21 protein-coding genes and 2 pseudogenes are annotated in these 22,682 nt (G+C 60.9%); 16 read left to right on the top strand and 7 right to left on the bottom strand.

Going from position 1 to position 22,682, the window contains the following annotated elements:
• Positions 1 to 57: 57 nt before the first annotated feature.
• The 5 genes from AC0L4F_RS13135 (at position 58) to AC0L4F_RS13115 (ending at position 5,759) form a co-directional block, all read left to right on the top strand.
• Positions 58 to 1,848, top strand: a complete 1,791-nt coding sequence (locus AC0L4F_RS13135) for a TRAP transporter permease (RefSeq protein ID WP_244688980.1) — start codon at positions 58 to 60, stop codon at positions 1,846 to 1,848.
• A 105-nt stretch (positions 1,849 to 1,953) separates the two neighbouring features.
• Entirely contained in the window at positions 1,954 to 3,285 is a 1,332-nt protein-coding gene (gene hisD / locus AC0L4F_RS13130; RefSeq protein WP_244688979.1) for a histidinol dehydrogenase, read from the top strand.
• Positions 3,282 to 4,037 carry an SDR family NAD(P)-dependent oxidoreductase gene (locus AC0L4F_RS13125; protein WP_244688978.1) on the top strand — a complete coding sequence of 252 codons (756 nt, stop codon included), beginning with the start codon at positions 3,282 to 3,284 and terminating at the stop codon, positions 4,035 to 4,037. The genes hisD and AC0L4F_RS13125 overlap by 4 nt, the downstream gene beginning before the upstream one ends.
• A 43-nt stretch (positions 4,038 to 4,080) precedes the next feature.
• A complete protein-coding gene (locus AC0L4F_RS13120; RefSeq protein ID WP_244688977.1) occupies positions 4,081 to 4,791 on the top strand; it encodes an RraA family protein in 711 nt (236 codons plus the stop codon).
• Positions 4,788 to 5,759 (top strand): 2-hydroxyacid dehydrogenase, encoded by a 972-nt coding sequence (locus AC0L4F_RS13115; RefSeq protein ID WP_244688976.1) that lies wholly within the window; start codon positions 4,788 to 4,790, stop codon positions 5,757 to 5,759. The genes AC0L4F_RS13120 and AC0L4F_RS13115 overlap by 4 nt, the downstream gene beginning before the upstream one ends.
• Positions 5,760 to 5,872: 113 nt before the next feature.
• On the opposite strand, the gene AC0L4F_RS13110 is transcribed toward AC0L4F_RS13115, so the two are convergent.
• The gene (locus AC0L4F_RS13110; protein ID WP_244688975.1) at positions 5,873 to 6,910 is read right to left on the bottom strand and encodes a LacI family DNA-binding transcriptional regulator; all 1,038 of its coding nucleotides are present in this window, start codon (positions 6,908 to 6,910) and stop codon (positions 5,873 to 5,875) included.
• 242 nt (positions 6,911 to 7,152) lie between these two features.
• Between AC0L4F_RS13110 and AC0L4F_RS13105 the strand changes: the two are divergent.
• The 9 genes and pseudogenes from AC0L4F_RS13105 to AC0L4F_RS13065 all read left to right on the top strand — a co-directional run bounded on the left by AC0L4F_RS13105 (position 7,153) and on the right by AC0L4F_RS13065 (position 16,007).
• A pseudogene (locus AC0L4F_RS13105) lies at positions 7,153 to 8,188 on the top strand (TRAP transporter substrate-binding protein).
• A gap of 83 nt (positions 8,189 to 8,271) precedes the next feature.
• Positions 8,272 to 8,835 (top strand): annotated as a pseudogene (locus AC0L4F_RS13100) (TRAP transporter small permease subunit); the annotation flags it as partial.
• A 174-nt stretch (positions 8,836 to 9,009) separates the two neighbouring features.
• On the top strand, positions 9,010 to 10,287 hold the full coding sequence (locus AC0L4F_RS13095) for a TRAP transporter large permease (protein ID WP_244689718.1): 1,278 nt from the start codon (positions 9,010 to 9,012) through the stop codon (positions 10,285 to 10,287).
• Between the two features lies 1 nt (position 10,288).
• Positions 10,289 to 11,206, top strand: a complete 918-nt coding sequence (gene ltnD, locus AC0L4F_RS13090; RefSeq protein WP_244688974.1) for an L-threonate dehydrogenase — start codon at positions 10,289 to 10,291, stop codon at positions 11,204 to 11,206.
• Positions 11,203 to 12,471 (top strand): 3-oxo-tetronate kinase, encoded by a 1,269-nt coding sequence (gene otnK / locus AC0L4F_RS13085; protein WP_244688973.1) that lies wholly within the window; start codon positions 11,203 to 11,205, stop codon positions 12,469 to 12,471. The genes ltnD and otnK overlap by 4 nt, the downstream gene beginning before the upstream one ends.
• Entirely contained in the window at positions 12,468 to 13,118 is a 651-nt protein-coding gene (gene otnC / locus AC0L4F_RS13080) for a 3-oxo-tetronate 4-phosphate decarboxylase (protein ID WP_244688972.1), read from the top strand. The genes otnK and otnC overlap by 4 nt, the downstream gene beginning before the upstream one ends.
• On the top strand, positions 13,115 to 13,876 hold the full coding sequence (locus AC0L4F_RS13075) for a hydroxypyruvate isomerase family protein (RefSeq protein WP_244688971.1): 762 nt from the start codon (positions 13,115 to 13,117) through the stop codon (positions 13,874 to 13,876). The genes otnC and AC0L4F_RS13075 overlap by 4 nt, the downstream gene beginning before the upstream one ends.
• A gap of 119 nt (positions 13,877 to 13,995) precedes the next feature.
• The gene (locus AC0L4F_RS13070; RefSeq protein WP_244688970.1) at positions 13,996 to 14,661 is read left to right on the top strand and encodes a potassium channel family protein; all 666 of its coding nucleotides are present in this window, start codon (positions 13,996 to 13,998) and stop codon (positions 14,659 to 14,661) included.
• A gap of 23 nt (positions 14,662 to 14,684) precedes the next feature.
• Positions 14,685 to 16,007: a TrkH family potassium uptake protein gene (locus tag AC0L4F_RS13065; protein ID WP_244688969.1), complete on the top strand. Its 1,323-nt coding sequence runs from the start codon at positions 14,685 to 14,687 to the stop codon at positions 16,005 to 16,007.
• Positions 16,008 to 16,142: 135 nt separating this feature from the next.
• On the opposite strand, the gene AC0L4F_RS13060 is transcribed toward AC0L4F_RS13065, so the two are convergent.
• The 5 genes from AC0L4F_RS13060 to dctP form a co-directional block, all read right to left on the bottom strand.
• Positions 16,143 to 16,652 carry an OsmC family protein gene (locus AC0L4F_RS13060; protein WP_244688968.1) on the bottom strand — a complete coding sequence of 170 codons (510 nt, stop codon included), beginning with the start codon at positions 16,650 to 16,652 and terminating at the stop codon, positions 16,143 to 16,145.
• Between the two features lie 11 nt (positions 16,653 to 16,663).
• Positions 16,664 to 17,554, bottom strand: a complete 891-nt coding sequence (locus AC0L4F_RS13055; RefSeq protein WP_244688967.1) for an SMP-30/gluconolactonase/LRE family protein — start codon at positions 17,552 to 17,554, stop codon at positions 16,664 to 16,666.
• Positions 17,555 to 17,569: 15 nt separating this feature from the next.
• The gene (locus AC0L4F_RS13050) at positions 17,570 to 18,880 is read right to left on the bottom strand and encodes a TRAP transporter large permease (protein ID WP_244688966.1); all 1,311 of its coding nucleotides are present in this window, start codon (positions 18,878 to 18,880) and stop codon (positions 17,570 to 17,572) included.
• Between the two features lie 9 nt (positions 18,881 to 18,889).
• Positions 18,890 to 19,438, bottom strand: a complete 549-nt coding sequence (locus AC0L4F_RS13045; RefSeq protein WP_244688965.1) for a TRAP transporter small permease — start codon at positions 19,436 to 19,438, stop codon at positions 18,890 to 18,892.
• Between the two features lie 85 nt (positions 19,439 to 19,523).
• A complete protein-coding gene (gene dctP / locus AC0L4F_RS13040; RefSeq protein WP_244688964.1) occupies positions 19,524 to 20,525 on the bottom strand; it encodes a TRAP transporter substrate-binding protein DctP in 1,002 nt (333 codons plus the stop codon).
• Between the two features lie 147 nt (positions 20,526 to 20,672).
• Between dctP and AC0L4F_RS13035 the strand changes: the two genes are divergently transcribed.
• Together AC0L4F_RS13035 and AC0L4F_RS13030 are read left to right on the top strand one after the other, a co-directional pair.
• On the top strand, positions 20,673 to 20,930 hold the full coding sequence (locus AC0L4F_RS13035) for a LacI family DNA-binding transcriptional regulator (RefSeq protein ID WP_473446488.1): 258 nt from the start codon (positions 20,673 to 20,675) through the stop codon (positions 20,928 to 20,930).
• Positions 20,923 to 21,714: a substrate-binding domain-containing protein gene (locus tag AC0L4F_RS13030; protein ID WP_473446486.1), complete on the top strand. Its 792-nt coding sequence runs from the start codon at positions 20,923 to 20,925 to the stop codon at positions 21,712 to 21,714. Before AC0L4F_RS13035 ends, AC0L4F_RS13030 begins: the two co-directional genes overlap by 8 nt.
• Positions 21,715 to 21,914: 200 nt before the next feature.
• Here the strand turns inward: AC0L4F_RS13030 and AC0L4F_RS13025 are convergent, their stop codons facing one another.
• Positions 21,915 to 22,643, bottom strand: a complete 729-nt coding sequence (locus AC0L4F_RS13025) for an SDR family oxidoreductase (RefSeq protein WP_244688962.1) — start codon at positions 22,641 to 22,643, stop codon at positions 21,915 to 21,917.
• Between the last annotated feature and the right edge of the window lie 39 nt (positions 22,644 to 22,682).

Here is a 22,682-nt window from a genome sequence, read left to right as displayed (position 1 = left end):
CGTCCTGTTGGGGGCTTTCGTATTCTATACCTCCTTTAACGGACCATTCGAATTCTGGTGCAGCGCGCGTTGTTCGTGATGACCATCGTGTCGCTTGCCGTGATGATGCACCCCCTGTTTGGCGGCAGCCGCTGGCGCCCGCTGGGCATGGTGATCGACGCGGCAATCGTTGTGACGGTGACAGCTTCGGGCACGTATATCATCGGCAATTTCGAAGCCATAATGACCGATCTGCCCTGGGCCACCAGCTGGGACATGGTGATGGGGTTCGGCACCTTGCTCTGTGTGCTGGAATTGGCGCGCCGCACCTCGAATTGGGTGTTCCCGATGATTGTGCTGGCCTCTGTGGCCTATGCGTTTTTCGGCTATCTCATCCCCGGTCAATTCGGCCATCGTGGGTTTGATGCGGGTTATTTGACGGAAATCATCTTTCTGTCCGATCGCGGCCTTTGGGGGATGCTGGTCAACGTGGCATCGACGACGCTTGCGGCCTTTGTGCTGTTTGGCGCGATCCTGCTGCACACCGGCGCGGGCGAGACGTTTTTTGATCTTTCTGCGCGGCTTGGTGGTGCGCGCCCGGGCGGCGCGGCCAAAATCGCGACCTTTGCCTCGGGCTTTTTCGGCGCGATCAACGGGTCGACCGTGGCCAATGTTGCCACAACGGGCAATTTTACCATCCCGTTGATGAAGCGGTTGAAATATCCACCCGCCTATGCCGGCGCGGTAGAGGCCATTGCCTCGACCGGGGGGCAGCTTGCGCCGCCGATCATGGGGACCGCGGCGTTTGTCATGGCGGAACTGGTGGGCATGAATTACTGGTCCATCGCCCTTGCCGGGGTTGTTCCGGCGCTGCTTTTCTATCTTGGCATCTATTCTACCGTGCATGTCATCGCGCGCCGCCAAAGCTTTCGCGCGGTGAACGCCGATGATCTGCCGGATTGGCGCGGCGCGATGAGCTTCCGGCGGCTGGCACCGATTGTGGCGGCGCTGTTGGGGTTGGGATTTGGCGTTATCAACGGCTATTCCGTCGAATTGACGGCCTGTTTCGGCATGATTGCCATGTTGGTCGCCGTTTTTGTCGCCCGGATTTCCGGTGGTGAAGACCCCCGCGCGGTATTCGGCATCATCATTCGGGCACTGGAGGCCGGCGGCAAGGGCGTTGTCATCGTCGGCATCCTGTTGGTGGGCGCGCAGGTCTTTGTGGCAATGATCAACCTGACCGGGTTCGGGGTGGCGGTGACGTCGGCGGTGCTGGCAATCGGGCAGGGGCAAATCTGGGTGATCGCCGGATTGATGGCAGTGGTCTGCCTGATCGCGGGCATGGGCCTGCCTACCTCCGCCGCCTATGTGATGGTTGCCGCGGTTTTTGCACCGGCCCTGATCCAACAGGGGATCGACCCGTTGGTCGTGCATATGTTCGTTCTGTATTACGCCGCGCTGTCGGTGATTACGCCGCCGGTCTGTCTTGGGGTGTTTGTCGCGGCCACCATCGCCCAGGCACCCTGGATGAAGGTAGCGATAGAGACCCTTCGGCTTGGGGCGACCGCCTATGCGCTGCCGATGCTGTTCATTGCTTATCCGGGCATGTTGGGCGGCGGCGGGGCCGAGGGCATTGCCCGTGCGGTGCTGTCGGGGGCGGTCTTTGCGCTGGCTGTCGCGCATCTTCTGGGCGGTGCTCGGCTGCCTTGGGGCGGGCTGTCACGTGTGCTCTGGTTTGTGCCGGTTACTCTGGCATTGCTGCCGCCCTGGTGGGCGACACTGACTGCGGTGCTGGTGTTTGGTGGGCTTGTCGTCCTGTCCCGCAAGGCGACCGAGGCCCATCAGAACCAGAGCCTGCAACCAGCGTAACCGCACTGCGCGCACCACAAAGATACCTCAGGTGGCCCGCATTCCCTGCACTTCAGGCGGGGCCACCGTCAGACAACATGGTTCAGACATGACTGGAGATCCCACATGACAATCACCTATCTCAAACGCGGGAAACCCGCCGCAGATCGTGCCGAAGACGACGCCAAGACCGCCGCCGTTGTGGCCTCGACACTCAAAGATATCGAAACGCGTGGCGATGCGGCGGTGCGTGATTTGTCGGTGAAGTTCGACAAATATGATCGCAGCACCTATCGGCTGACCGAAGAAGAGATCGAGGCAATCATCGCCAAAGTCAGCCCGCAGGACCTCGCTGACATCAAGTTCGCTCAGGAGCAGGTGCGCAATTTTGCCAAGGCGCAGCGCGATTCCATGCTGGACATCGAGGTAGAGCCGATGCCCGGTGTCATTTTGGGCCACAAGAATATCCCCGTGCAATCGGTGGGCTGCTATGTTCCCGGCGGCAAATTTCCGATGGTGGCCAGCGCACATATGTCGGTCGCCACCGCATCCGTTGCGGGCGTGCCGCGCATCATCGCCTGTACGCCGCCCTTCAACGGGGAACCGAATCCGGGGGTGATCGCGGCGATACATCTTGGCGGCGCGCATGAGATCTATGTTCTGGGTGGCATTCAGGCCGTCGGCGCAATGGCCATCGGCACCGAAAGCATTGATCCGGTGCATTTGCTTGTCGGGCCCGGCAATGCCTTTGTCGCCGAAGCCAAACGTCAGCTTTTTGGCCGGATCGGCATTGATCTGTTTGCCGGCCCCACCGAAACCATGGTGATCGCGGATGAAACCGCCGCCGATGCCGAATTGTGCGCGACCGACCTTCTGGGGCAGGCGGAACATGGCTATAACAGCCCCTGTGTGCTGCTGACCAATTCGGAAAAGCTGGCACAGGACACCATGTCCGAGATTGACCGCCTGCTTGGCCTTCTGCCCACTGCGGGCACCGCCAGAGTGAGCTGGGAAGACTACGGCGAGGTGATCGTCTGTGACAGCTATGACGAGATGCTGACCGTCGCCGATGATATTGCAAGCGAACATGTTCAGGTGATGACCGACCGCGACGATTGGTTCCTGGAGCATATGACCTGTTACGGCGCGCTGTTCCTTGGGCCACGAACCAATGTGGCCAATGGTGACAAGGTGATCGGCACGAACCACACGTTGCCAACCAAAAAGGCCGGTCGCTATACCGGCGGGCTTTGGGTCGGCAAATACCTGAAAACACACAGCTATCAAAAGGTGACCACAGACGAGGCCGCAGCCCTGATTGGCGCTTACGGGTCGCGCCTTTGCCTGTTGGAGGGCTTCGTGGGCCACGCCGAGCAATGCAATGTGCGCGTGCGTCGCTATGGCGGCATCAACGTCCCATATGGCGGCCCTGCTGCCCTGCCGGAGGCGGCAGAGTGAGTTTGCCGCGCACACCTTCCCTGCGCCTGGACGGCAAACGCGCCTTGGTGACGGGGGCCTCATCGGGCATCGGTCAGGCATGCGCGGTGGCATTGGCCGAAATGGGTGCACATGTCATCTGTGCCGCGCGCGGGCGTGACCGCCTGGACGACACGGTTCAGGAGATGCAGGCCGAAGGTTGGTCGGCCGAGGCATTGGTGTTGGACATTGCCGATCAACCCGCCCTTACAGAGGCCCTGAATGGTCAGCGGCTTGACGTGGTGGTCAATTCTGCGGGGCTTGCCCGTCACGGTCCCGCGCTTGAAACAACGCCCGAAGATTTCGATGCCGTTATGGGGGTGAACTTGCGGGGGGCCTATTTCCTGTCGGTGGCCGCAGCGAAATGCATGGCCGATACCGGCGGTTCAATCATCCACATCGGCAGCCAAATGGGCCGTGTCGGCGGTGTCGACCGCGCGGTGTATTGCGCGTCCAAACATGGTCTTGAGGGCATGATCAAGGCCATGGCCATCGAATGGGGCGCAGACCAGATCCGCATCAATGCGATTTGCCCCACTTTCATCCGCACCCCGCTGACCGACCAGACATTCGACAACCCCGAGCGCGCGGCCTGGGTCAAGGAAAAGATCAAGCTGGGTCGCATCGGCGAGGTCGAAGATATCATGGGGGCGGTGATCTATCTGGCCTCTGATGCCGCCGCACTTGTCACCGGGACATCGCTGTTGGTCGACGGCGGTTGGACCGCAGGCTGACACATATCGCGGAACAGAATTTTCTCTGAAGAGGACAAGATCCATGACCGACACAGCACTTCCTGACGATCTTTTGGCGCTGCTGCGCAAGGTTGACACCCCGACGGTTTGCAACGCGATTGAAGTGGCGCAGGGCAAGCGGGGGTTCAACCGTTTCACGCGCGGCACAATGCAGCATTCCAAACCCGGCGATCCGGCCATTGTCGGGTTCGCACGGACGGCGCGCATTTCCGGTCTTGCGCCCCCGAACGAGGCCCCGGATGTCATCCGGGCCCGCCGGATGGAGTATTTCCGATCAATGGCGGCCGGTAACGGGCCAACTGCGGCGGTGGTCGAGGATGTCGATTACCCAAATTGTATCGCCGGCTGGTGGGGCGAAGTGCATGTTGCCGTTCACAAGGGTCTTGGCCTTGCGGGGGCGGTGACCAATGGCGTCTTGCGCGACCTTGATGTCATTGATGAAGGTTTTCCGGTGCTGGCCGGATCGCTCGGGCCAAGCCACGGTTTTGTCCATGTTGTCGATATCGGCACCGACGTCAGCGTCATGGGGATGCGGGTCGCACAGGGCGAGTTGATTCACGCCGACCGCCATGGCGCGCTGGTCATTCCGGACGAAGTCATTCCCGATCTCAAACGCGCAATCGAAACCGTGATCGCCAGCGAAAGCATCGTGCTTGGCCCCGCCCGCGAACCCGGATTTGATATCAACAAGCTGGAAGAAGCCTGGGCAAAGTTTGAAGCCGCACGCACATGACGACGCGATCGGAAAAACCCAAAATTCTGGTGCTGCGGAAGCTGACACCGGCGGTTGAGGCGCGTCTTGCCGCAAATTACGAGGCGACTTTCAACCCCGACGACAGGCCGTTGACGCCTGCGGCCATTGGCCGGGCGCTCTGCACGTATGAGGCCCTGGTGCCGACTGTCAGTGACCGGATCACCGCAGAGATGCTACAGGCCAAGGGGTGCAAGACGCGGATGATTGCCAATGTCGGTGTCGGCTATTCCAACATAGATGTCGACGCGGCCAAGGCAACAGGCATTGCCGTTTCGAATACGCCGGATGTTCTGACGGATGCCACCGCCGACACCGCATTGCTGTTGATTTTATCGGTCACCCGCCGGGCCTTTGCCGCCGAGAAAATACTGCGCGCGGGGCGATGGACCGGGTTTTCCATTGTCGATGGCTTGGGCTCCAGCATTCAGGGCAAGGTGCTGGGCATTATCGGGATGGGCCGCATCGGTCAGGCCGTGGCGCATCGGGCGGCGGTCGGGTTTGGCATGAAAATCGCCTATTATAACCGCTCACCGGTGGGCGATTTAGGTTTCCCCGCCAAAAGGTTGGACAGCATTGATGCTGTGATGGCGGCGGCGGATGTGGTGTCCGTGCATGTGCCGGGCGGTGGCGACACACCGTTGGTCACCGCCGCGCATATTGCCCGCATGAAGCCCTCGGCCTATTTGATCAATACCGCGCGTGGCGACAGTCTTGACCAGGATGCCCTGATTGCAGCACTGGCCGAGGAACGCATCGCCGGGGCCGGTTTCGATGTCTTTGCCAAAGAGCCAGAGGTGCCGGAAATCCTGCGCAAAATGGAAAACGTCACGCTGCTGCCGCATATCGGGTCCGCAACCGAAGAGGTGCGCACCGCGATGGGGCATATGGCGGCGGATAATCTCGATGCATTCTTTGCGGGGCGGGACCTCCCTTGTCGCGTCGTGTGATCCAAAGCGGAATCGCGGTCTGAAACGGTTGTTTTGAGCGCGTTATTGCAACAAAGCTGCGCGATAGGTCCGATAGGAAAGGGCCTGTCGCGCATCGCAACCGCCAATGCGTTCTACTTCGCAATTTCTGCCAAATCCCCGAGCGTGATGGTCGGGGTCAGAATGTGGATCTTTTCACTCTCTGCTTTGGTGCCTTCGACTGTCTCCAGAATGGCCTTGGCGGCGGTCTCGCCGATCTCGCGCCGGGCGGTGCGGGAGGTGGCGATCTTTCCCGGGAACCCCTCGATAAGGCTCAGCCCGTTGAAACCGGCCAGGGCGAGCGCGCCCGGCACGTCGATGCCTGCGGCGATGCAATGACACAACCCGCCAAAGGCGAGGTCGTCGTTGGAAAAATGGATGCAATCAAGGTCAGGTTGACGGGCCAGAAGGTCGGCCGTCATACGCCGCCCACAGGCGATGGCTGATTGTGTGGTCTCATCCTCCTGCAGGTGCGACCCGTCGATTGTGTCGATGAAATCAAGCCCCTGGTCGCGCAACTTGTCATGGAAACCCTTCTTGCGCTTGGCCGCCCTGAGATCCTTGGCGAGGTTGCGCCCGACATATCCAAAGCGCCGCCGCCCCGCCGCAAGAAGGGCCGACGCCATGTCGTGCCCGGCCCCGATTTGTGAAAATCCGACACAGGCGTCGACCGGGTCGCCATCGCAATCCATGATCTGGACGATGGGAATACCGGCGCTGGCCAGCAATTTCCGGGTATCCTCTGGCTGGTCAAGCCCGGCAACGATCAGCCCGGCAGGCCGCCAGGACAGCATGTTGCGGATGATGTCGTATTCGGTTTCGGGGTCATAATCGGTCACACCGAATACCGGCTGAAGAGGGGAGCCTTTGAGCGCGTTGGTCACCCCGGACATGACTTCGGGAAAAACGATGTTTGAGAGGTTGGGAACGACCACTCCGATCAGGTCGGTGCGTTTGCTGGACAGCGACGCGGCCAGATGATTCCCGTAATACCCGATCTCGCGGGCGGCGCGTTTCACCTTCTTGACATTGGCCTCTGACACATCCTTGTCGCCCCTCAGCGCGCGTGAGGCCGTCATCTTGCTGACCCCTGCGGCGGCGGCGACATCGACCAAGGTTTTTCTTTTTCTCATAGGCTTACCGCTCCCTCACAGGCGATCTTTTACCTGATCCGGGTCTCAAATCCCACTGCTCAATCCCAAGGTGCCGAACCCAAGTGTTGACACATCATTGCAGGATGTGTCACTGATATCCATACCGGTACCGATACCGGTCTCGATACCGGCGGAGATTTTGCCGGGCAGACAACGCGATCTCGCAGAAATCGCGTCTTGAAACGGACCAAGGCCCCGAAGGGGGTCTGACGGGAGGAAACATGACTGCTTACACTTTGAAATCCGCACTTCTGGGCGGCCTCGTCGCTGCCACGTCGCTGATGGCCAGCACGGCCCTGGCGCAAGAATACCAGTGGACGTTCCAGACCTCGGCGCAGGCTGGCGACAACTTCTTTCCGATCGAAGAAGCCTGGGCCGACCGCGTCAACGCGCTGTCCGATGGCCGTATCGAGATCACCGTCGTACCCGTCGGGACAGTGGTGGCGCATATCGAAACCCTCGACGCGGTGGGCGCCGGCATTTTGCAAGGCCACATCACCGACCCGTCGTATTTCTCGGGCAAGGATCCGGCCTTTGCGATGCTGGGCAACCTCGTCGGCGCATGGTCGGCGCCCGAGCAGATGTTCGACTACATGGAAAACGGCGGCGGCAAGGCGCTGTTCAACGAGCTGGTGAACCCCTACGGGCTGCAATTCCTGGGGGCTTCGGCAACCGGTGTCGAGGCCTTTTTGTCGACCAAGCCGATCCATGGCGTCGATGACCTCAAAGGCATCAAGATGCGTGCCCCCGAAGGCATGGTGCAAGAGGTCTTTGCCGCCGCGGGTGCCTCGCCGGTGAACCTGCCTGGTTCCGAAGTTTATACCGCGCTGGAAAAAGGCGTGATTGACGCGGCCGATTATACCGTGTTCTCGACCAACCATGCCCAGGGCATGCACGAGTTCGCCAAATACCCGCTTTATCCTGGGTTCCACTCGATGCCGGTCATCGAGGTTTCCCTGAACAAGGCGATTTATGACGGGCTGCCCGAAGACCTTCAGACCATTTTGAACGAGTTCGGTCTCGGTCTTTGCGCGGGACATGATCAGCCAGCTTGACGTCCAGAACGAGGCCGCCCTGGCCGAGGCACAGGCCGACCCCGAGATCACCGTGATCGACTGGTCCGACGAAGAGCGCGCCAAGTTCCGTGGCATCGCCAAGTCGCAGTGGGCGAACTGGGCGGAACGGTCCGAAATGGCCGGCAAAGCCTATGAGAGCGTCACCGCCTATCTGACCGAAAAGGGCCTTCTGGCCGAGTGATCGCCGTCTGACGGCAAGACCCGAGGGGGCCGGTTTCGGCCCCTTCGTTTTCCACTGTCCAGCTCACGTTTCGGGAGGAAACAATGGCACAACATGACGCGGCGATGACCGAAGCCGAAATCGAAGCGCAGCTTGAGGCGCTTAAAAGGGTCCATGAAGAAGACAATGCCGGTCCTCAGAACGCGCTGGATCGTGGTATTGTCACGGTTGGCACCGCATTCAGTTTCCTGTTTGCCATCGCGACCGTGATCTCGATCTACGAGATCGTCGTGCGATATTTCTTTAACGCCCCGACGATCTGGGCGCATGAAACGGTGATCGCGCTGATTGCGGCCTGTTACCTCTACGGTGGTATGCAATGTCTTGCTGCCGACAAACATATTCGCATCGGGCTGATCTATTTCAACACCAGCGGCGGCACCCGGCGGCTTTTGGATATCGTGAACGGATTGCTTGCGCTGTTCTTTGCGGTGGCGATTGCCTATGCGGCCTATACGATGGTCGAAAAATCCTGGTGGACGCCGCAGGGTGACATCCGGCTTGAGCGGTCCGGGTCGGCGTGGAACCCGATCACCCCCGCCGTCATCAAGTTGATGCTGCTGATCACCGCGATCGTGCTGGCGATCCAATCCGTCGGCCATATCTGGACCGCCTGGAAAGGCACCGGGTTCCGGCAGAGCGCCGGAGAGCCGCCAAGCAAAATGGCCCTTGCCGCCATCGGGATCGTCTTTGCCATCCTGGCCATCGGGGGCTATGTGCTGTTTTCCCAAGGCCGCGATCTGGGCATTCAGTCGGGCTCTTTCCTGTTGGTGGGGTCGATCATGATCCTGATCCTGACCGGTATCCCGCTGGCCTTTGTGACCGGGTTGATTGCGATCCTGTTCACCATCGCCTGGTTTGGCCCGATGGGCGTGCCGCTGGTGTCGTCGCGCATCTATTCCTTTGTCAACGAATACGTGCTTGTCGCCATTCCGATGTTCGTGCTCATGGCCTCGCTGCTGGACCGGTCGGGCATGGCGCGGGATCTCTATGATGCGATGCGTCTGATTGCCGGTCGGATCAAGGGCGGCGTCGCCGTGCAAACGCTTGTCGCGGCGGTCTTTCTTGCGGCGATCTCTGGCATCATCGGCGGCGAGATCGTGCTGCTGGGCCTGATCGCGCTGCCGCAGATGCTGCGGCTGGGTTACAACCGGGCCTTGGCCATTGGCACCGTCTGCGCCGGCGGCTCGCTGGGGACGATGATCCCGCCGTCGATCGTGTTGATCGTCTATGGTCTCACCGCCAGTGTTTCGATCGGTGATCTGTTCCTGGCCACCGTGACCCCCGGTCTGATGCTGGCGTCGTTCTACATCATCTACATCCTCGTGCGCTGCTACGCGAACCCAGAGATGGGGCCGCCGATTTCGAACGCGGAGCTGGACATCCCGATGTCGGAAAAACTGCGCAAGATGCGCGGTGTGATCCTGCCGGTCGGTGTGGCGGTGACGGTTCTGGGGTCGATCTACGGCGGCATCGCCTCGGTGACCGAGGCCGCAGCCATGGGCGTGGTCGGCGTGTTCCTGTCGGCGGCAATCCGGGGCGAAGTGACCTGGGCATTGATCCGCGACAGCCTGAAACAGACGTTGGAAACCTGCGGCATGATCATCTGGATCGGCCTTGGCGCGGCGGCGCTGGTGGGGGTCTACAACCTCATGGGCGGCAACCGTTTCATTGAAAGCACCATCCTCGACAGCGGTGCCTCGCCAATGGTGATTGTGCTGATCATGATGGGTATCCTCGTGGTGCTGGGTCTGTTCATGGACTGGATCGGGATCGCGCTTTTGACCATGCCGATCTTTGTGCCGATCATCATCAAACTGGGGATGGACCCGGTCTGGTTCGGCATTCTCTTTGCGATGAACATGCAGGTCAGCTATCTCTCGCCACCCTTTGGCCCGGCTGCCTTCTATCTGAAATCCGTCGCCCCCAAGGACATGAGCCTGTCCGAGATCTTCCGCGCGCTGATCCCCTTCATCTGCATTCAGGTCGTGGCGCTTGCCATTGTGCTGTTCTTCCCGGACGTTGCGCTATGGTTGCCGAATTGGCTGAAAGGAAATTAAGATGTCCATGAATACCAAAAGTGCACATAATGTTGCTGTCATCGGCTTGGGCTCGATGGGATACGGCATGGCCGCATCGGCCCTGCGCGGCGGGCACAAGGTCTGGGGCGTGGACATAAACCCGGACCAGATCGCCAAGTTCAAATCCGAAGGCGGGCAAGACAGCCCGCTGGACGAGGCTGCCGGTGGGTTGGATGCCGTGGCCGTCGTCGTGCTGAATGCCGCCCAGACCGAAAGCGTGCTGTTCGGCGCGGACGGGATCGTCGCAAAGCTGAAGCCCGGCGCAGTTGTCCTGGCCTGTGCCACCGTGCCGCCGGCCTTTGCCCGGGACATGGCGGCGCGCTGTGGCGAGACCGGTGTTCACTATCTTGATGCGCCGATTTCCGGTGGCGCGGCCAAGGCCGCCAGCGGCCAGCTGTCAATCATGGCGTCGGGCGCACCCGATGCCTTTGCCGCCGCACGGCCGCTGCTGGACAGTATCGCCCAGACGGTGTTCGAACTTGGCGACGACGTAGGTGCCGGCAGCGCCATGAAGGCGGTCAACCAGCTTTTGGCCGGGGTGCATATCGCCACCATGGCCGAGGCGCTGACCTTTGGCATGACCCAGGGCGTCACGCCGGAGAAATTTGTCGAGGTGATCAGCAAATGCGCCGGCACCAGCTGGATGCTGGAAAACCGCGCGCCGCATATCGTGGCGGGTGACTACACGCCGCTCAGCTCGGTCAATATCTGGCCAAAGGATCTGGGCATCGTGCTCGACATCGCCAAATCTGCGCAATTCAGCGCCCCGATCACCGCCGCCGCACTACAGCAATTTATCGCAGCCGCCGGCATGGGCCATGGACAGGAGGACGACGCCGCAGTCGCCAAGGTCTATGCCCGCAACGCTGGATTGACCTTGCCAGGAGAAAACACATGACCACCGTTCTTGGATGTATTGCCGATGATTTCACTGGCGCGACCGATTTGGCCGGGCTTTTGGCCCGCAGTGGCGTGCGCGTCTCTTTGCGCATCGGCGTGCCGTCAGAGCCGCCGGCCGACCCGGCTGCGTTTGAGGTGATTGCGCTGAAATCGCGCACGGCGCCGGTTGCCGAAGCGGTGGCCGAAACCCGCAAGGCGCTGCAATGGCTGCGCGCCGCCGGAGCGCAGCGGTTTTTCTGGAAATATTGCTCGACCTTCGACAGCACCGCAGAGGGCAATATCGGCCCGGTGGCCGAGGCGCTGATGGCGGAGCTTGGTACTGACCAGACGATCTATTGCCCGGCGTTTCCGGAAAATGGCCGGTCGATCTTCATGGGCAACTTGTTTGTCGGCCAGCAACCACTGGCCGAAAGCCCGATGAAGGATCACCCGCTGACCCCGATGCGCGACAGCAATCTGATGCGTTTGTTGACGCCGCAGGTGACGAAAGCCGTCGGTCTGGCGGACCGTCTTGCGGTGGCACAGGGGGCTGCGGCCCTGCGGGAAAAACTCGCGGCGATGAAGGCCGATGGTGTGGCGCATGTGGTGGTTGATGCGGTGGCGAACGAAGACCTCGCCGTGATCGCCGAGGCCTGCCGCGACATGCCGTTGATGACCGGGGGCAGCGCCGTGGCCATGCCGTTGCCCGCGCTTTACCTTGCCGATGGAACCCTGTCGGCGGATGCGCCCAAGGCCGAAGCGCCAAAGCTGGGCGCAGGCACCATCGTGCTTTCGGGCAGCTGTTCGGCCATGACCAACAAGCAGGTGGCCGATTATACCAGCCGCGGCGTGCCTGCCTTCCAGCTCGACCCGCTGTCGCTGGCCGAAAACGGCCCGCAAAAGGCGCTCGACTGGTTGGCGCAACAGGATCTGGACAAGGCCCCGTTGATCTATGCCACAGCCAACCCCGAAAGCGTGCGCGCAGCGCAGGAAAAGCTGGGCGTCGCCGGTGCCGGTGAGATAGTCGAGGCGACGCTCTCTGCATGCGCGGTCGCGGCGCGCGACAGGGGCGCACGGCGGGTGATCGTCGCGGGCGGCGAAACCTCGGGCGCGGTGACCAAGGCGCTTGGCGTCAGCCAGCTGGATATCGGCACCGAAATCGCGCCGGGCGTGCCCTGGACCTATTGCCAGTCGGGCGGCCAGCAGATCGCGCTGACCCTGAAATCCGGCAACTTCGGCTCCGAGACCTTCTTTACCGATGCGCAGGAAAGACTGGCGTCATGAGCGTCGAGGCCCGCTTGCGCGAACAGATCTGCCTGCTGGCGAAATCCATGTTCGACCGTGGCCTGACCGGCGGCAGCACCGGCAATATCTCGGCCCGGACCGAAGATGGCGGGCTGTTGGTCAGCCCCACCGGCACCAGTTTCGGGCGGCTCGATCCCGGACGGCTCAGCCGCTTTGACGCCAATGGCACACATATCAGCGGCGACAAACCGACCAAGGAAATGCCGCTGCATTCGGCGTTTTATGACACCCGCAGCACGGCGGGCGCGGTGGTGCATCTGCATTCCTGCCACTCGGTTGCGCTGTCGATGATGCCGGATGCGGACGAGGACAATTTCCTGCCACCGCTCACGCCCTACGGCATCATGAAGCTGGGCCGGGTCAAGCTGTTGCCGTTCTTCCTGCCCGGCGATCCAGAGATGGGTGAGGCCGTGCGCGGTCTGGCCGGTAAACGCAGTGCTGTCATGCTGGCCAATCATGGGCCGGTGGTGGCGGGCAAGGATATCGAGGCCGCCTGCAACGCCATCGAAGAGCTGGAGGATACCGCGCGTCTGGCAATGATGACCCGTGGGCTGAACCCGCGCGGAATCGGCCCGGATATGGTGCAGAAACTGGTGACGAAATTTAATGTGGAGTGGGACGGATGAAGTTTTCTGCCAATCTGGGATTTCTGTGGAATGACCGCCCGCTGCCGGATGCCATTCGCGCCGCCAAAGCCGCAGGTTTTGATGCGGTGGAATGCCATTGGCCTTATGACATCCCGGCGGCCGAAACCAAGGCCGCGCTGGACGAAACTGGCCTGTCCATGCTGGGTTTGAACACAAGCCGGGGCAATCTGGCGGCGGGCGAAAACGGTCTCAGCGCGCTGCCCGGACGCGAGGCCGAGGCGCGTGCCGCGATTGGCGAAGCCGTGGCCTATGCGACCGCTATCGGCACGGCCAATATCCACGTCATGGCGGGTTTCGCCGCCGGGGACACGGCCCATCGCACCTTTGTTGGCAACCTGAAATATGCCTGCGATACCGTTGCGGCCCATGGCATGAATATCCTGATCGAACCCCTGAACAAATATGACGCGCCGGGGTACTTCCTGACCACAACCGATCAGGCCCTTGCGATCATCAAAGAGGTCGCGGCCCCCAACCTCAAGCTGATGTTTGACTGTTATCATGTGCAGCTGATGGAGGGCGATCTGACCCACCGGATCGAGGCGCTCCTGCCGTGGATTGGCCATATTCAGTTTGCATCTGTCCCGGATCGCGGCGCGCCGGATCACGGCGAGATCAACTATGATCACCTGTTCGAGGTCACGCGCAAGCTTGGCTATGATGCCCCGCTTGGCGCGGAATACAAACCCGGCGGCAACACCGACGACACCCTTGGCTGGTTGAAAAACCGGGGGTGACCTGTGTGCCTGCATTCACCCGCGACACCGCCACTAGGCGGCCCCCGGGCCCATGTTGACAATTTTCTGCGTTGCGGCGAGGTTCGCTGAACCGTGATGTAATATCGTGAGTTGAAAACATGAAGTCCTCTGCCAACCGTACTTTTGGTGTCTTGGGGTTGGGCAATTTCGGCAGTACCGTCGCCAAGGAATTGCAGCGCTTTGGCAATCACGTCATTGGCGCCGATATATCCGAGGCCAGTGTTGCCGGTCTTGCCGATACACTCTCTCAGGCCATGATCGTCGATGCGCGCGATGATGCAGCCCTGCGGGAGGCCGGTTTCGGGGATTGTGATGTGGCCGTCGTGGCGATCGGCGATGATCTGGAGGCCAGCATCCTGGCCACGATCAACCTTAAACTTGTCGGCGTTCCGATTGTGTGGGCCAAAGCGATCAGCAAGACGCACCACCGAATTCTGAGCAAACTTGGCGTCGACAGGGTCATTCATCCCGAAGTGGAAGTCGGCCAACACATCGCACAGGTTCTGCACAACCCGCTGGTGCGTGACTATGTCAGCCTGGGCAATGGCTTTCACGTCGTGAATTTCCAAATCCCGGAAAGCCTTGAGGGCAAGAGCCTGAAAGACCTGCCGCATGGCGACAAGTTCAACCTGCGGTGCATCGGGGTCATGCGCGGCACGGAATTTGTCGGGCAAGACGCAACAGGATGCCAATTGGAGCGTGATGACCTGTTGCTGCTGCTTGGCCAACGCAAAGACCTGCGCAACTTCGCGGCCAGCCTCTGACCATGGCACCCCGGCCTTTGAAAATGGTCCAGCGGTTCGCGACGCTGCGCATGCCGCCGCCCGCGGTTCTGGCGATCTTCTACCTCGCCTTCATCATCCTTGGTGCCGTCCTGCTTTGGCTTCCGATCTCGCATCACGAGGGGATCGGGTTCGGAGAGGCGCTGTTTACATCAACCTCTGCCGTGACCGTGACCGGCCTGGTGCTTGCCGATACCGGTGCCGCCTTCACCGGCTTTGGTCAGGCGGTGATCGCGGTGCTAATTCAGCTTGGCGGGTTGGGGTTGATGACGTTTGCCGTGCTCCTGCTGGGGGCGCTTGGCATTCCCGTTGGCATGCCGCAACGGCTGATCCTGCGCGAAGACCTGAACCAGACGTCGCTGTCAAACCTGACCTATCTTGCACGTATCATTTTCATCATTGCCTTTGTGTGCGAGGCCATTGGTGCCGCATTGCTGGCCTTTGTCTTTGTTCCACAGTTCGGCTGGGCCGGTCTGTGGCAAGCGGTTTTCCATTCGATTTCGGCCTTCAACAACGCGGGCTTTGCGCTTCACCCTGACAGTCTCTCGCAGTGGGTGGGCAACCCGATCATCAACATCGTGATACCGGCGCTTTTCATTCTGGGCGGGCTTGGGTTCATTGTGGTGGGCGACATCTATCAGAAACGTCATTGGCGCGGTCTTACGCTGCATTCCAAATTGATGCTGCTCGGCACCGCCGTCTTGATCGTTTGGGGCAGCGTCATGTTCGGCCTTCTTGAATGGACGAACCCCGCCACGCTGGGCCAATTGGACACAGCGGACAAACTATGGGCCAGCTGGTTTCAGGGCGTCACGCCACGCACCGCCGGTTTCAACACAATCGACACCGGCGGAATGCATGACAGCGCGACGTTGTTGACGATGACACTCATGCTGGTGGGCGGGGGCAGCACCTCGACCGCGGGCGGGATCAAGGTGACGACCCTGTGCGTCTTGTTGCTTGCGACGGCTGCGTTTTTCCGACGGCGCACAACGTTGCAGGCGTTTGGCCGTTCATTGGGCGTCAATGAGGTGATGAAGGTGCTCGCACTCACGACGATTTCCATGCTTTTGGTGCTGACGGGTATTTTTCTGGCCTCGATCAATCACGATGGCGAGTTCATTGATCTTGCATTTGAAGTCACATCCGCGTTCGGCACCGTGGGTTTGTCGCGCGGCACAACCGGAGAGCTTGACGGTATCGGCCGGGCCATCATCATCGTGATGATGTTTATCGGCCGGGTTGGCCCGTTGACGATTGGCTTCTTTCTGGCCTCCCGCAGTGTCCCGAGGGTGAAGTATCCCGCCGGGCAAGTATACCTTGGGTAGCTGTGGGCGGCCGTTGTGGCATTGTGGCCAGGGATGATGATCGGGCATTCATCCCGTCGTCGCGGTTCAAGTGTAAGTGGCACCTGAACCACAATTCATTTTTGGCGCAGACAGCTGCACCCAAACAGGGAGCCGTCAGGCGGCTCCTTGCTGGGCGGTCCGGGTCTTCCAGACCACGTTCATCTCGACATCGGCGCTTTCGAACAGGTTCATCACCGGGCAGCGCTGTTCGACGTTGCGGCGCAGAAGCTCCAGCCGCTTCTCGCTTTCGTCGGTCTCCAGCTCGATCACCATGTCGACCGTGGTGAAATAGGGGCGCACGCCCTTGACCCCGCGCGCACCGCGCATGTCGGCAGTGCCCGTGCATTCGATGGTGAGGTCGGTGAAGTTGAAACCGATGGCCTTGGACACCAGTTTCAGAACGACACTCTCACAGCCCACCAACGCGCCCAACAGCGATTCCAGCGGTGTCGGCCCAAGATCGGTCGCGCCCTTGTGCTCTGGCTCGTCGATGATCCAGCGGTGGCCCCGGCTGCTGACGGCGACCAGCATCTCGCCCTTCATCCGGGCCGAAACCTTGGGATGGATCAGCGTTGCGGTCTTGGTGTTTTCGATGCTGGGCGGGATGTCGAATTCGTTGCTCATGTGCGGTCCTTTCAGAACATGGCCAGACCGGTCAACCCGGTCTCGATGCGGTAAACAGAGGTAGAGGCGGTGATGAAGAGCGTGCGCAGCTCTGGCCCGCCGAAGCAGAAATTGGTGGATTTCTGCGGTGTCAGGATCACACCGAGGCACTCTGCCTCGGCATTGAAGAGATGAACGCCGCCGGGACCGTTGCAGAGGATGTGGCCTTCGGTGGTGGTCTTCATGCCGTCGGGCACGCCGTCGCCATCACCAGTGACCTCGGCCCAGACGCGCGAATTGGTCAACGCGCCGTCGTCGGTCACATCCAGCACCCGGATATGCCCACCCCAGCTGTCATTGACAAAAAGCTGGCTTTCATCGACCGAAAGACAAAGCCCGTTGGGCTGCTGAAAATCATCCGCTACCAGCGTCAGCGTGCCATTCGGGTCAAGCCGGTAAACGCCTTGGTAGGGCAACTCCTGCTCGCGCAGAATTCCCAGCGGTTCACGGATGCGGCCAAAGCTCGGATCGGTGAACCAGATCCGCCCCCGGCTGTCGCAGACCACGTCATTGGGGCTGTTGAGCTCTTTGAAATCATAGTGGGTGGCAATCGGCACCACATGCTTGCCGTCATGTTCATGCCGGACAAGCTGCGACGACGCATGTTCACAGGAAATCACCCGGCCCTGACGATCAAAGAAGTTGCCATTGGCCTGGTTGGACGGCGTACGAAACACCTCAAGACCGATGTCAGGGTGCCATTTGTACTGACGGCTTTCCTGAATATCGGAAAAGATCAGCCAGTGTTCGGTCGGGTGCCAGATCGGGCCTTCGGTAAAACCGAAGCTGCCGGCGATCTCCTCCAGCCGGCTGTTGGCCGGGATGGCGGTGGTAAAGGCGTCGGAACGGATGTCGAAGGGCATCGGGGTCTCCATGGGTCAGCCCGCCCCAAGAACGAGGGTGGGCAGGAACAGGGTGATGGACGGAAAAAGGATCAGCAGCGCTACGGTCAGAATGTCGATCAGCACAAAGGGCCAGATCGCGCGGAAGATGCCGTTGATCGGAATATCGGGCCGGACACCGGCCACGACATAGACGTTCAGGCCCACAGGCGGGGTGATGAACCCGATCTCGACCATTTTGATGACGAGGATGCCGAACAGGATCGGGTCGATCCCCAGCTCGACGATGGCCGGAAAGATCACCGGCAGCGTCAGAAGCATCATTCCCGAGGCGCTGAGGAACATGCCGAGAAAGGCATCGCCGGCAAGAACCGCAATCAGGATCACCGTCGGCGGATAGGGCAGGGTGACAAGCCATTCCGCGATTTCGGTCGGCAGCCGGGTAAAGGCCAGGAAACGGGCAAAGATGAAGACACCCCAGAAGGTCGAAAAGATCATCACCGTCAGCTTGGCGGTCTCGACCAGCGACGATTGCAACGCGCTGAAGTTCAGCTTGCGGCGCAACAACGCGTAGACAAAGACGATGGCCGCCCCGGTGGCGCCGGCCTCTGTCGGGGTGGTCCAGCCGGTGGACATGCCGCCCAGGATCATCAGCATCACAAGGATGATCGGCATCACGTCGATCAGCGACGCGCCGCGTTCGGACCAGCTTATTCCCGTGATTGGGCGGCCAAGGTCGGGATTGGCGGCAAAGCGCAGCAGGATGAAACCGGCATACAGCAGGGCCGAGAACACCCCCGGGATAAAGCCCGCCAGCAGCAGCCGACCGATGCTTTCGTCGACGATGGCGCCATAGACCACCAGCGCGGCAGAGGGCGGGATCAATGAGGCCAGGGTGCCCGCCGCCGCCACCGCCGCCGCCGAGACCGAGGGCGAATATTTCAGCTTCAAAAGCTCCGGGATGGCCACGCGGGCAAAGACCGCCGCCGTCGCCTGGCTTGCGCCGGAAACCGCGCCAAAGGCCCCGGCGGCGAGCACGGTCGAAACCGCAAGCCCGCCGGGCATCCAGCCGATCCATGCCTTGGCCGCGCGATAGGCGCCCTGCACCATACCCGAGGATGAGGCGAAGAAGCCGATCAGAATGAACATCGGCAACACGCTGAACAGATAGTTAGAGCCGGCCGAATGCGGGATGATGCAGGCGATATTGACCGCCACCGGCCAGCCCTTGAGCACGACAATGCCCAGAAAGCCGGTAATCGCGGTGGCAAAGACGATGTGTACGCCGGTCATCACCATGACGACAAGTGCGAGAAAGCCCAGGGCGCCGATTGTCGAGGGATCCATCATGTGTCCTTACGCGTCCATATCTTCGAGGGGGTTGGGCGGCTGTGGCACGCCAATCGGCGCGAGGCCGGGGTCCCGCAGGAGACGGCCGAACACCCAGAGTTCAAGCGTCAGCCGCAGGGCGAGGATGCCAAGGCCAATCGGTGCGGCCAGTTTCGATGGCCAGGTGGGCAGGCCGACGCCGATGGTGGTGTCACCAAAGGTCCAGGCGCGGGCGAAATGCGTCCAGGTGCCGGGTAGGATGGCCAGCACGACGAACAACCCGATCAGGGTGGCGAACAGATGGGTCAGCCATTGCGCGCGGCCATGAAAGGCCTTTTGCAACATGTCCATGCGGATGTGCCCGGCCTGGCGATAGCAATGCGAGATGCACAGCAGGCTGAAGGTCACCATCGACATCGAGATGAAGTCGATCTGGCCGGCAATCGGCGCATTGAACAGCCGCCGCATGAGCACCTCGGCGGTCACCAGCAGCATGATCACGAATATCGTCAGGCCCGCGATCCAGGCGGTCGCGTATTCGATCCGCATCAGGGCCTTGTCTAGCTTGTCGAGCATGATACCTCCGGCGCACCCGGTCGGGTGCGACTGTCAGGGAAAGGTGGGCGGACGCGACGGGAGGGCGCCCCCGCCCGGGAGCGGGTCAGTGTCCGGCGTTCAGCACGAGATCCAGCATCTCGCGCCCCGGAAGACCCTTGCCTTCGAGATCGGCGACATAGGCGTCCCAAACCGGCTGGGCCGCGTCCTTGCGCAGCGCGGCGATCATCTCGTCGGTGACCGCCACATGTTTCAGGCCACGCTTTTCAAGCTCGGGGATGTAAAAAGTGGCGGCGTCGCTCTGGGCCGCGATCGTGGCCGCGCTGGCGTGGGCCTTGGCCTCTGCCAGCAGCGCCTTCATGTCATCGGGCAGGGCATCATAGGCGGCGGCATTGCCGACCAGCGTCACATGGGCCGAACCGGCCGCCATGCCGGTGGTGTACCAATCCGACAACTCATAAAGCTTGTAGCCGCCGTGCCCCGAGGGGGTTGCCGCGACCGCGTCGATCACGCCGGTTTGCAGGGCATTGTACTGCTCGGGCCCGCTGACGTTGACCAGGCTGGCGCCATAGACCGCCAAGGCATTGCCAATGCCGCTGGTCGCCTTGATCCGCATGCCATCAAAGGCCGCAAGCGTGTCGGGCGGCGTGCCCTTGCCCATGATCTCATAGTTCGGTTGCACCACGGTCATCACCGGCATCACGCCCCACCGGGCGAATTCTTTCTGCACATGCGGATTGTCGTAGATCAATTCCGCCACTTCCAGCCGGTCCTCCATCGAGTCAATCGGCAGGAAAGGCAGGTCAAGAACCGAGAGCAAAGGATTCTTGCCGGGGTGGTAGCTGGAAATCACATACCCCAGCTCGAAGGCGCCAATCGACACATTGTCCAGAACTTCACGTGTCGGCGAAAGGGTGCCGTTGTGAACGGTGATCTCCATCTTACCGCCGCTGTTTTCATTGACGTACTCAGCGAAGCTTTCGCCGGCGACGCGGAACGCCGGGCTGCCGAAAAGTGCAAGATCCCACGAGATCTCCTGCGCCTGGCTGCCCGATGCGATCACGGCAATTGCCGCGGCGCCAAGCGCCTGGATCGTGTAATGTTTCATGTGGTCTCCTCCCAGAAAACGATGTCGCGAATGATCGCGCGTTCATAATCATTGCGACATTTGGGCAAGCTGAGTCAAGGATTGCTTGTAAAAAAGTGCAAAAATGAATGAACGCGCGTTCATGAATGTTGCTGGACAAGAAGGCCGATGTGCGCCATTGTGCTTGTAAACAAGGGAAAAGAGCTGCCAATGTCAGATGGACGAGTTACCGCAGACGATGTTGCACGGCGGGCCGGTGTATCGCGGGCAACCGTGTCGCGGACCTTTTCGCGCGGGCATTCCGTGCAGGAACAGACCCGGCAGAGAAATCCTCAAGGCCGCCGCCGATCTGGGTTATCAACCCAATGCCTTGGCGCAGGCGCTGACCTCGCGCCGGTCGCAAATCGTCAGTATCCTGATGGGTGAGCTGAAAAACCCAATTCATGCGGTGCTCCACCAATCTATCTCTATGGCATTGCAGGAAAAAAACTTTATTCCGATCTCTGGCCAGATTGGTGTCGATTCGGATGCGGACAAGCTGATTGCCACGTTTCGGCAATACCAGGTGGGTGTTGTCATTCTGACGTCGATGAACATTCCGCCGGGATTGATCAGGGATCTGCACAAGGCCGGGTTGCAGGTTTTACTGCTGAATCGGATTGATGATGACGAGATTACGGCCTCTGTCTGTGCCGATCTGACCCAGGGCGGAACTCTGGCCGCCAGGCATCTTGCTGAACGCGGGTGCACAAATGTTGCAGTGGCCAAGGGCCCGATCGGTCACTGGACCAGCACGGCGCGGTACGTCGGCCATCTTGCCGGGTTAGAGCGTATGGGACTGCAACCGGCGAAGATCCTCGAAGGCGGATATACCTATGCCGATGGCGCCCGCGTCGCGGATGCGCTGTTGGCCGAAGGCGGCGACCTGCCCGAGGGGGTCCTGTGCCCCAACGATCTGTTTGCGATCGGCCTGATGGACCGGTTGCGGGCGGGGGCGGGCGTGCGTTTCCCCGAGGATATGCGGGTTGTCGGCTTTGACGATATTCCGATGGCGGAATGGGAAAGCAACCAGCTGACCACGATCAGACTGCCGGTGCATTCCATGGCCAAACGGGCAACCGACGTGATTTCGCGCATTCTTGTCGAGGAAGAGACCGTCGAGGAAAAGATCTGGATACCTTGCCGGTTGATCGAACGCGGCTCTGCCTGATCCGGGCCGAAAGACACTGCGGGCGCAAACGGCTTCGGCCAAGACCATTGCGCCCGGTATTTATTCAGTGTGCCAGCCTCCATGACATGATGTGCGTCGCATGCCGCCGGTTAGGTCAGGCAATTGGGTGGCGCGGGGATCAGGCCATTTGATGCTTCAGCGGGTCGGATACGGTCGGGGTGGCCTCTGCAATACCGGTGTCAGATGTCGAAATTTGACGGCAGGACAATCATGTCGCGGATGGTGACATTGCGGGGGCGGGTCAGCATGTACATCATGGCGTCTGCGACCTCTTGCGTTTCCATCAGCGCGCAGGCGTTTTTCATCCGTTGCAGACGGTCGGGTTCCCAATCGGCCAGCAAGGCCGAAATCACCGGCCCGGGAGAGACCTGACCCACGCGAATGCCGTGGCCCATCAATTGCCGGCGCATGGTTTGCACGAAGCTGGTGATCGCCCATTTCGACGCTGAATACACCGGTTCGACATTGATCGCCGTATGTCCCGCCACCGAACAGGTGACCACAATGTCGCCGGTGCCGCGCGCGATCATATGCGGTGCCACCGCATGGACGTTTTTCATCACCGCATTGACGTTCAGATTGACCATGCGATCAATGGCGGCGGGGGTGGTGTCGACAAGGTCGCCGCCGATATAGCTGCCGGCGTTGCACAGCATGATGTCGATCTTGCCCGCTTTTTCCAAGATCTCCGGCACCATGGCGTCACAGCTTGCCGGGTCCAGCAGATCGGTGACCTGCGCGATTGCGGCTTCGCCCAACTCCCGGGTCAGGGTGGCAAGCGCGGCGGCATCGCGATCCACCATCACAACGGTTGCGCCTTCGGCCAGCAAGGCGCGGGTAATTGACAATCCGATCCCGGATGCGGCGCCGGTCACTGCGGCGATCTTGCCTTGAAATCCATCAGCCATGTTTTTCCTCCATTGGGGCAAGCGCCGTGGCGGGCGCGG

The sequence above is a fragment of the Marinovum sp. J2-8 genome (genome assembly GCF_055808435.1).
This window is presented reverse-complemented; position numbering and strand designations above follow the sequence as displayed.

What these genes read in the sequence shown, in the direction of transcription:
- AC0L4F_RS13055 (WP_244688967.1), bottom strand. Translation starts at nt 17,554, where the DNA reads ATGCCCTTCGACATCCGTTCCGACGCCTTTACCACCGCCATCCCGGCC.
- AC0L4F_RS13035 (WP_473446488.1), top strand. Translation starts at nt 20,673, where the DNA reads ATGTGCGCCATTGTGCTTGTAAACAAGGGAAAAGAGCTGCCAATGTCA.
- otnC (WP_244688972.1), top strand. Translation starts at nt 12,468, where the DNA reads ATGAGCGTCGAGGCCCGCTTGCGCGAACAGATCTGCCTGCTGGCGAAA.
- AC0L4F_RS13110 (WP_244688975.1), bottom strand. Translation starts at nt 6,910, where the DNA reads ATGAGAAAAAGAAAAACCTTGGTCGATGTCGCCGCCGCCGCAGGGGTC.
- AC0L4F_RS13030 (WP_473446486.1), top strand. Translation starts at nt 20,923, where the DNA reads ATGGGTGAGCTGAAAAACCCAATTCATGCGGTGCTCCACCAATCTATC.
- AC0L4F_RS13025 (WP_244688962.1), bottom strand. Translation starts at nt 22,643, where the DNA reads ATGGCTGATGGATTTCAAGGCAAGATCGCCGCAGTGACCGGCGCCGCA.
- otnK (WP_244688973.1), top strand. Translation starts at nt 11,203, where the DNA reads ATGACCACCGTTCTTGGATGTATTGCCGATGATTTCACTGGCGCGACC.
- AC0L4F_RS13045 (WP_244688965.1), bottom strand. Translation starts at nt 19,438, where the DNA reads ATGCTCGACAAGCTAGACAAGGCCCTGATGCGGATCGAATACGCGACC.
- AC0L4F_RS13075 (WP_244688971.1), top strand. Translation starts at nt 13,115, where the DNA reads ATGAAGTTTTCTGCCAATCTGGGATTTCTGTGGAATGACCGCCCGCTG.
- AC0L4F_RS13060 (WP_244688968.1), bottom strand. Translation starts at nt 16,652, where the DNA reads ATGAGCAACGAATTCGACATCCCGCCCAGCATCGAAAACACCAAGACC.
- AC0L4F_RS13115 (WP_244688976.1), top strand. Translation starts at nt 4,788, where the DNA reads ATGACGACGCGATCGGAAAAACCCAAAATTCTGGTGCTGCGGAAGCTG.
- ltnD (WP_244688974.1), top strand. Translation starts at nt 10,289, where the DNA reads ATGTCCATGAATACCAAAAGTGCACATAATGTTGCTGTCATCGGCTTG.
- hisD (WP_244688979.1), top strand. Translation starts at nt 1,954, where the DNA reads ATGACAATCACCTATCTCAAACGCGGGAAACCCGCCGCAGATCGTGCC.
- dctP (WP_244688964.1), bottom strand. Translation starts at nt 20,525, where the DNA reads ATGAAACATTACACGATCCAGGCGCTTGGCGCCGCGGCAATTGCCGTG.
- AC0L4F_RS13050 (WP_244688966.1), bottom strand. Translation starts at nt 18,880, where the DNA reads ATGGATCCCTCGACAATCGGCGCCCTGGGCTTTCTCGCACTTGTCGTC.
- AC0L4F_RS13065 (WP_244688969.1), top strand. Translation starts at nt 14,685, where the DNA reads ATGGTCCAGCGGTTCGCGACGCTGCGCATGCCGCCGCCCGCGGTTCTG.
- AC0L4F_RS13120 (WP_244688977.1), top strand. Translation starts at nt 4,081, where the DNA reads ATGACCGACACAGCACTTCCTGACGATCTTTTGGCGCTGCTGCGCAAG.
- AC0L4F_RS13070 (WP_244688970.1), top strand. Translation starts at nt 13,996, where the DNA reads ATGAAGTCCTCTGCCAACCGTACTTTTGGTGTCTTGGGGTTGGGCAAT.
- AC0L4F_RS13095 (WP_244689718.1), top strand. Translation starts at nt 9,010, where the DNA reads ATGATCCTGATCCTGACCGGTATCCCGCTGGCCTTTGTGACCGGGTTG.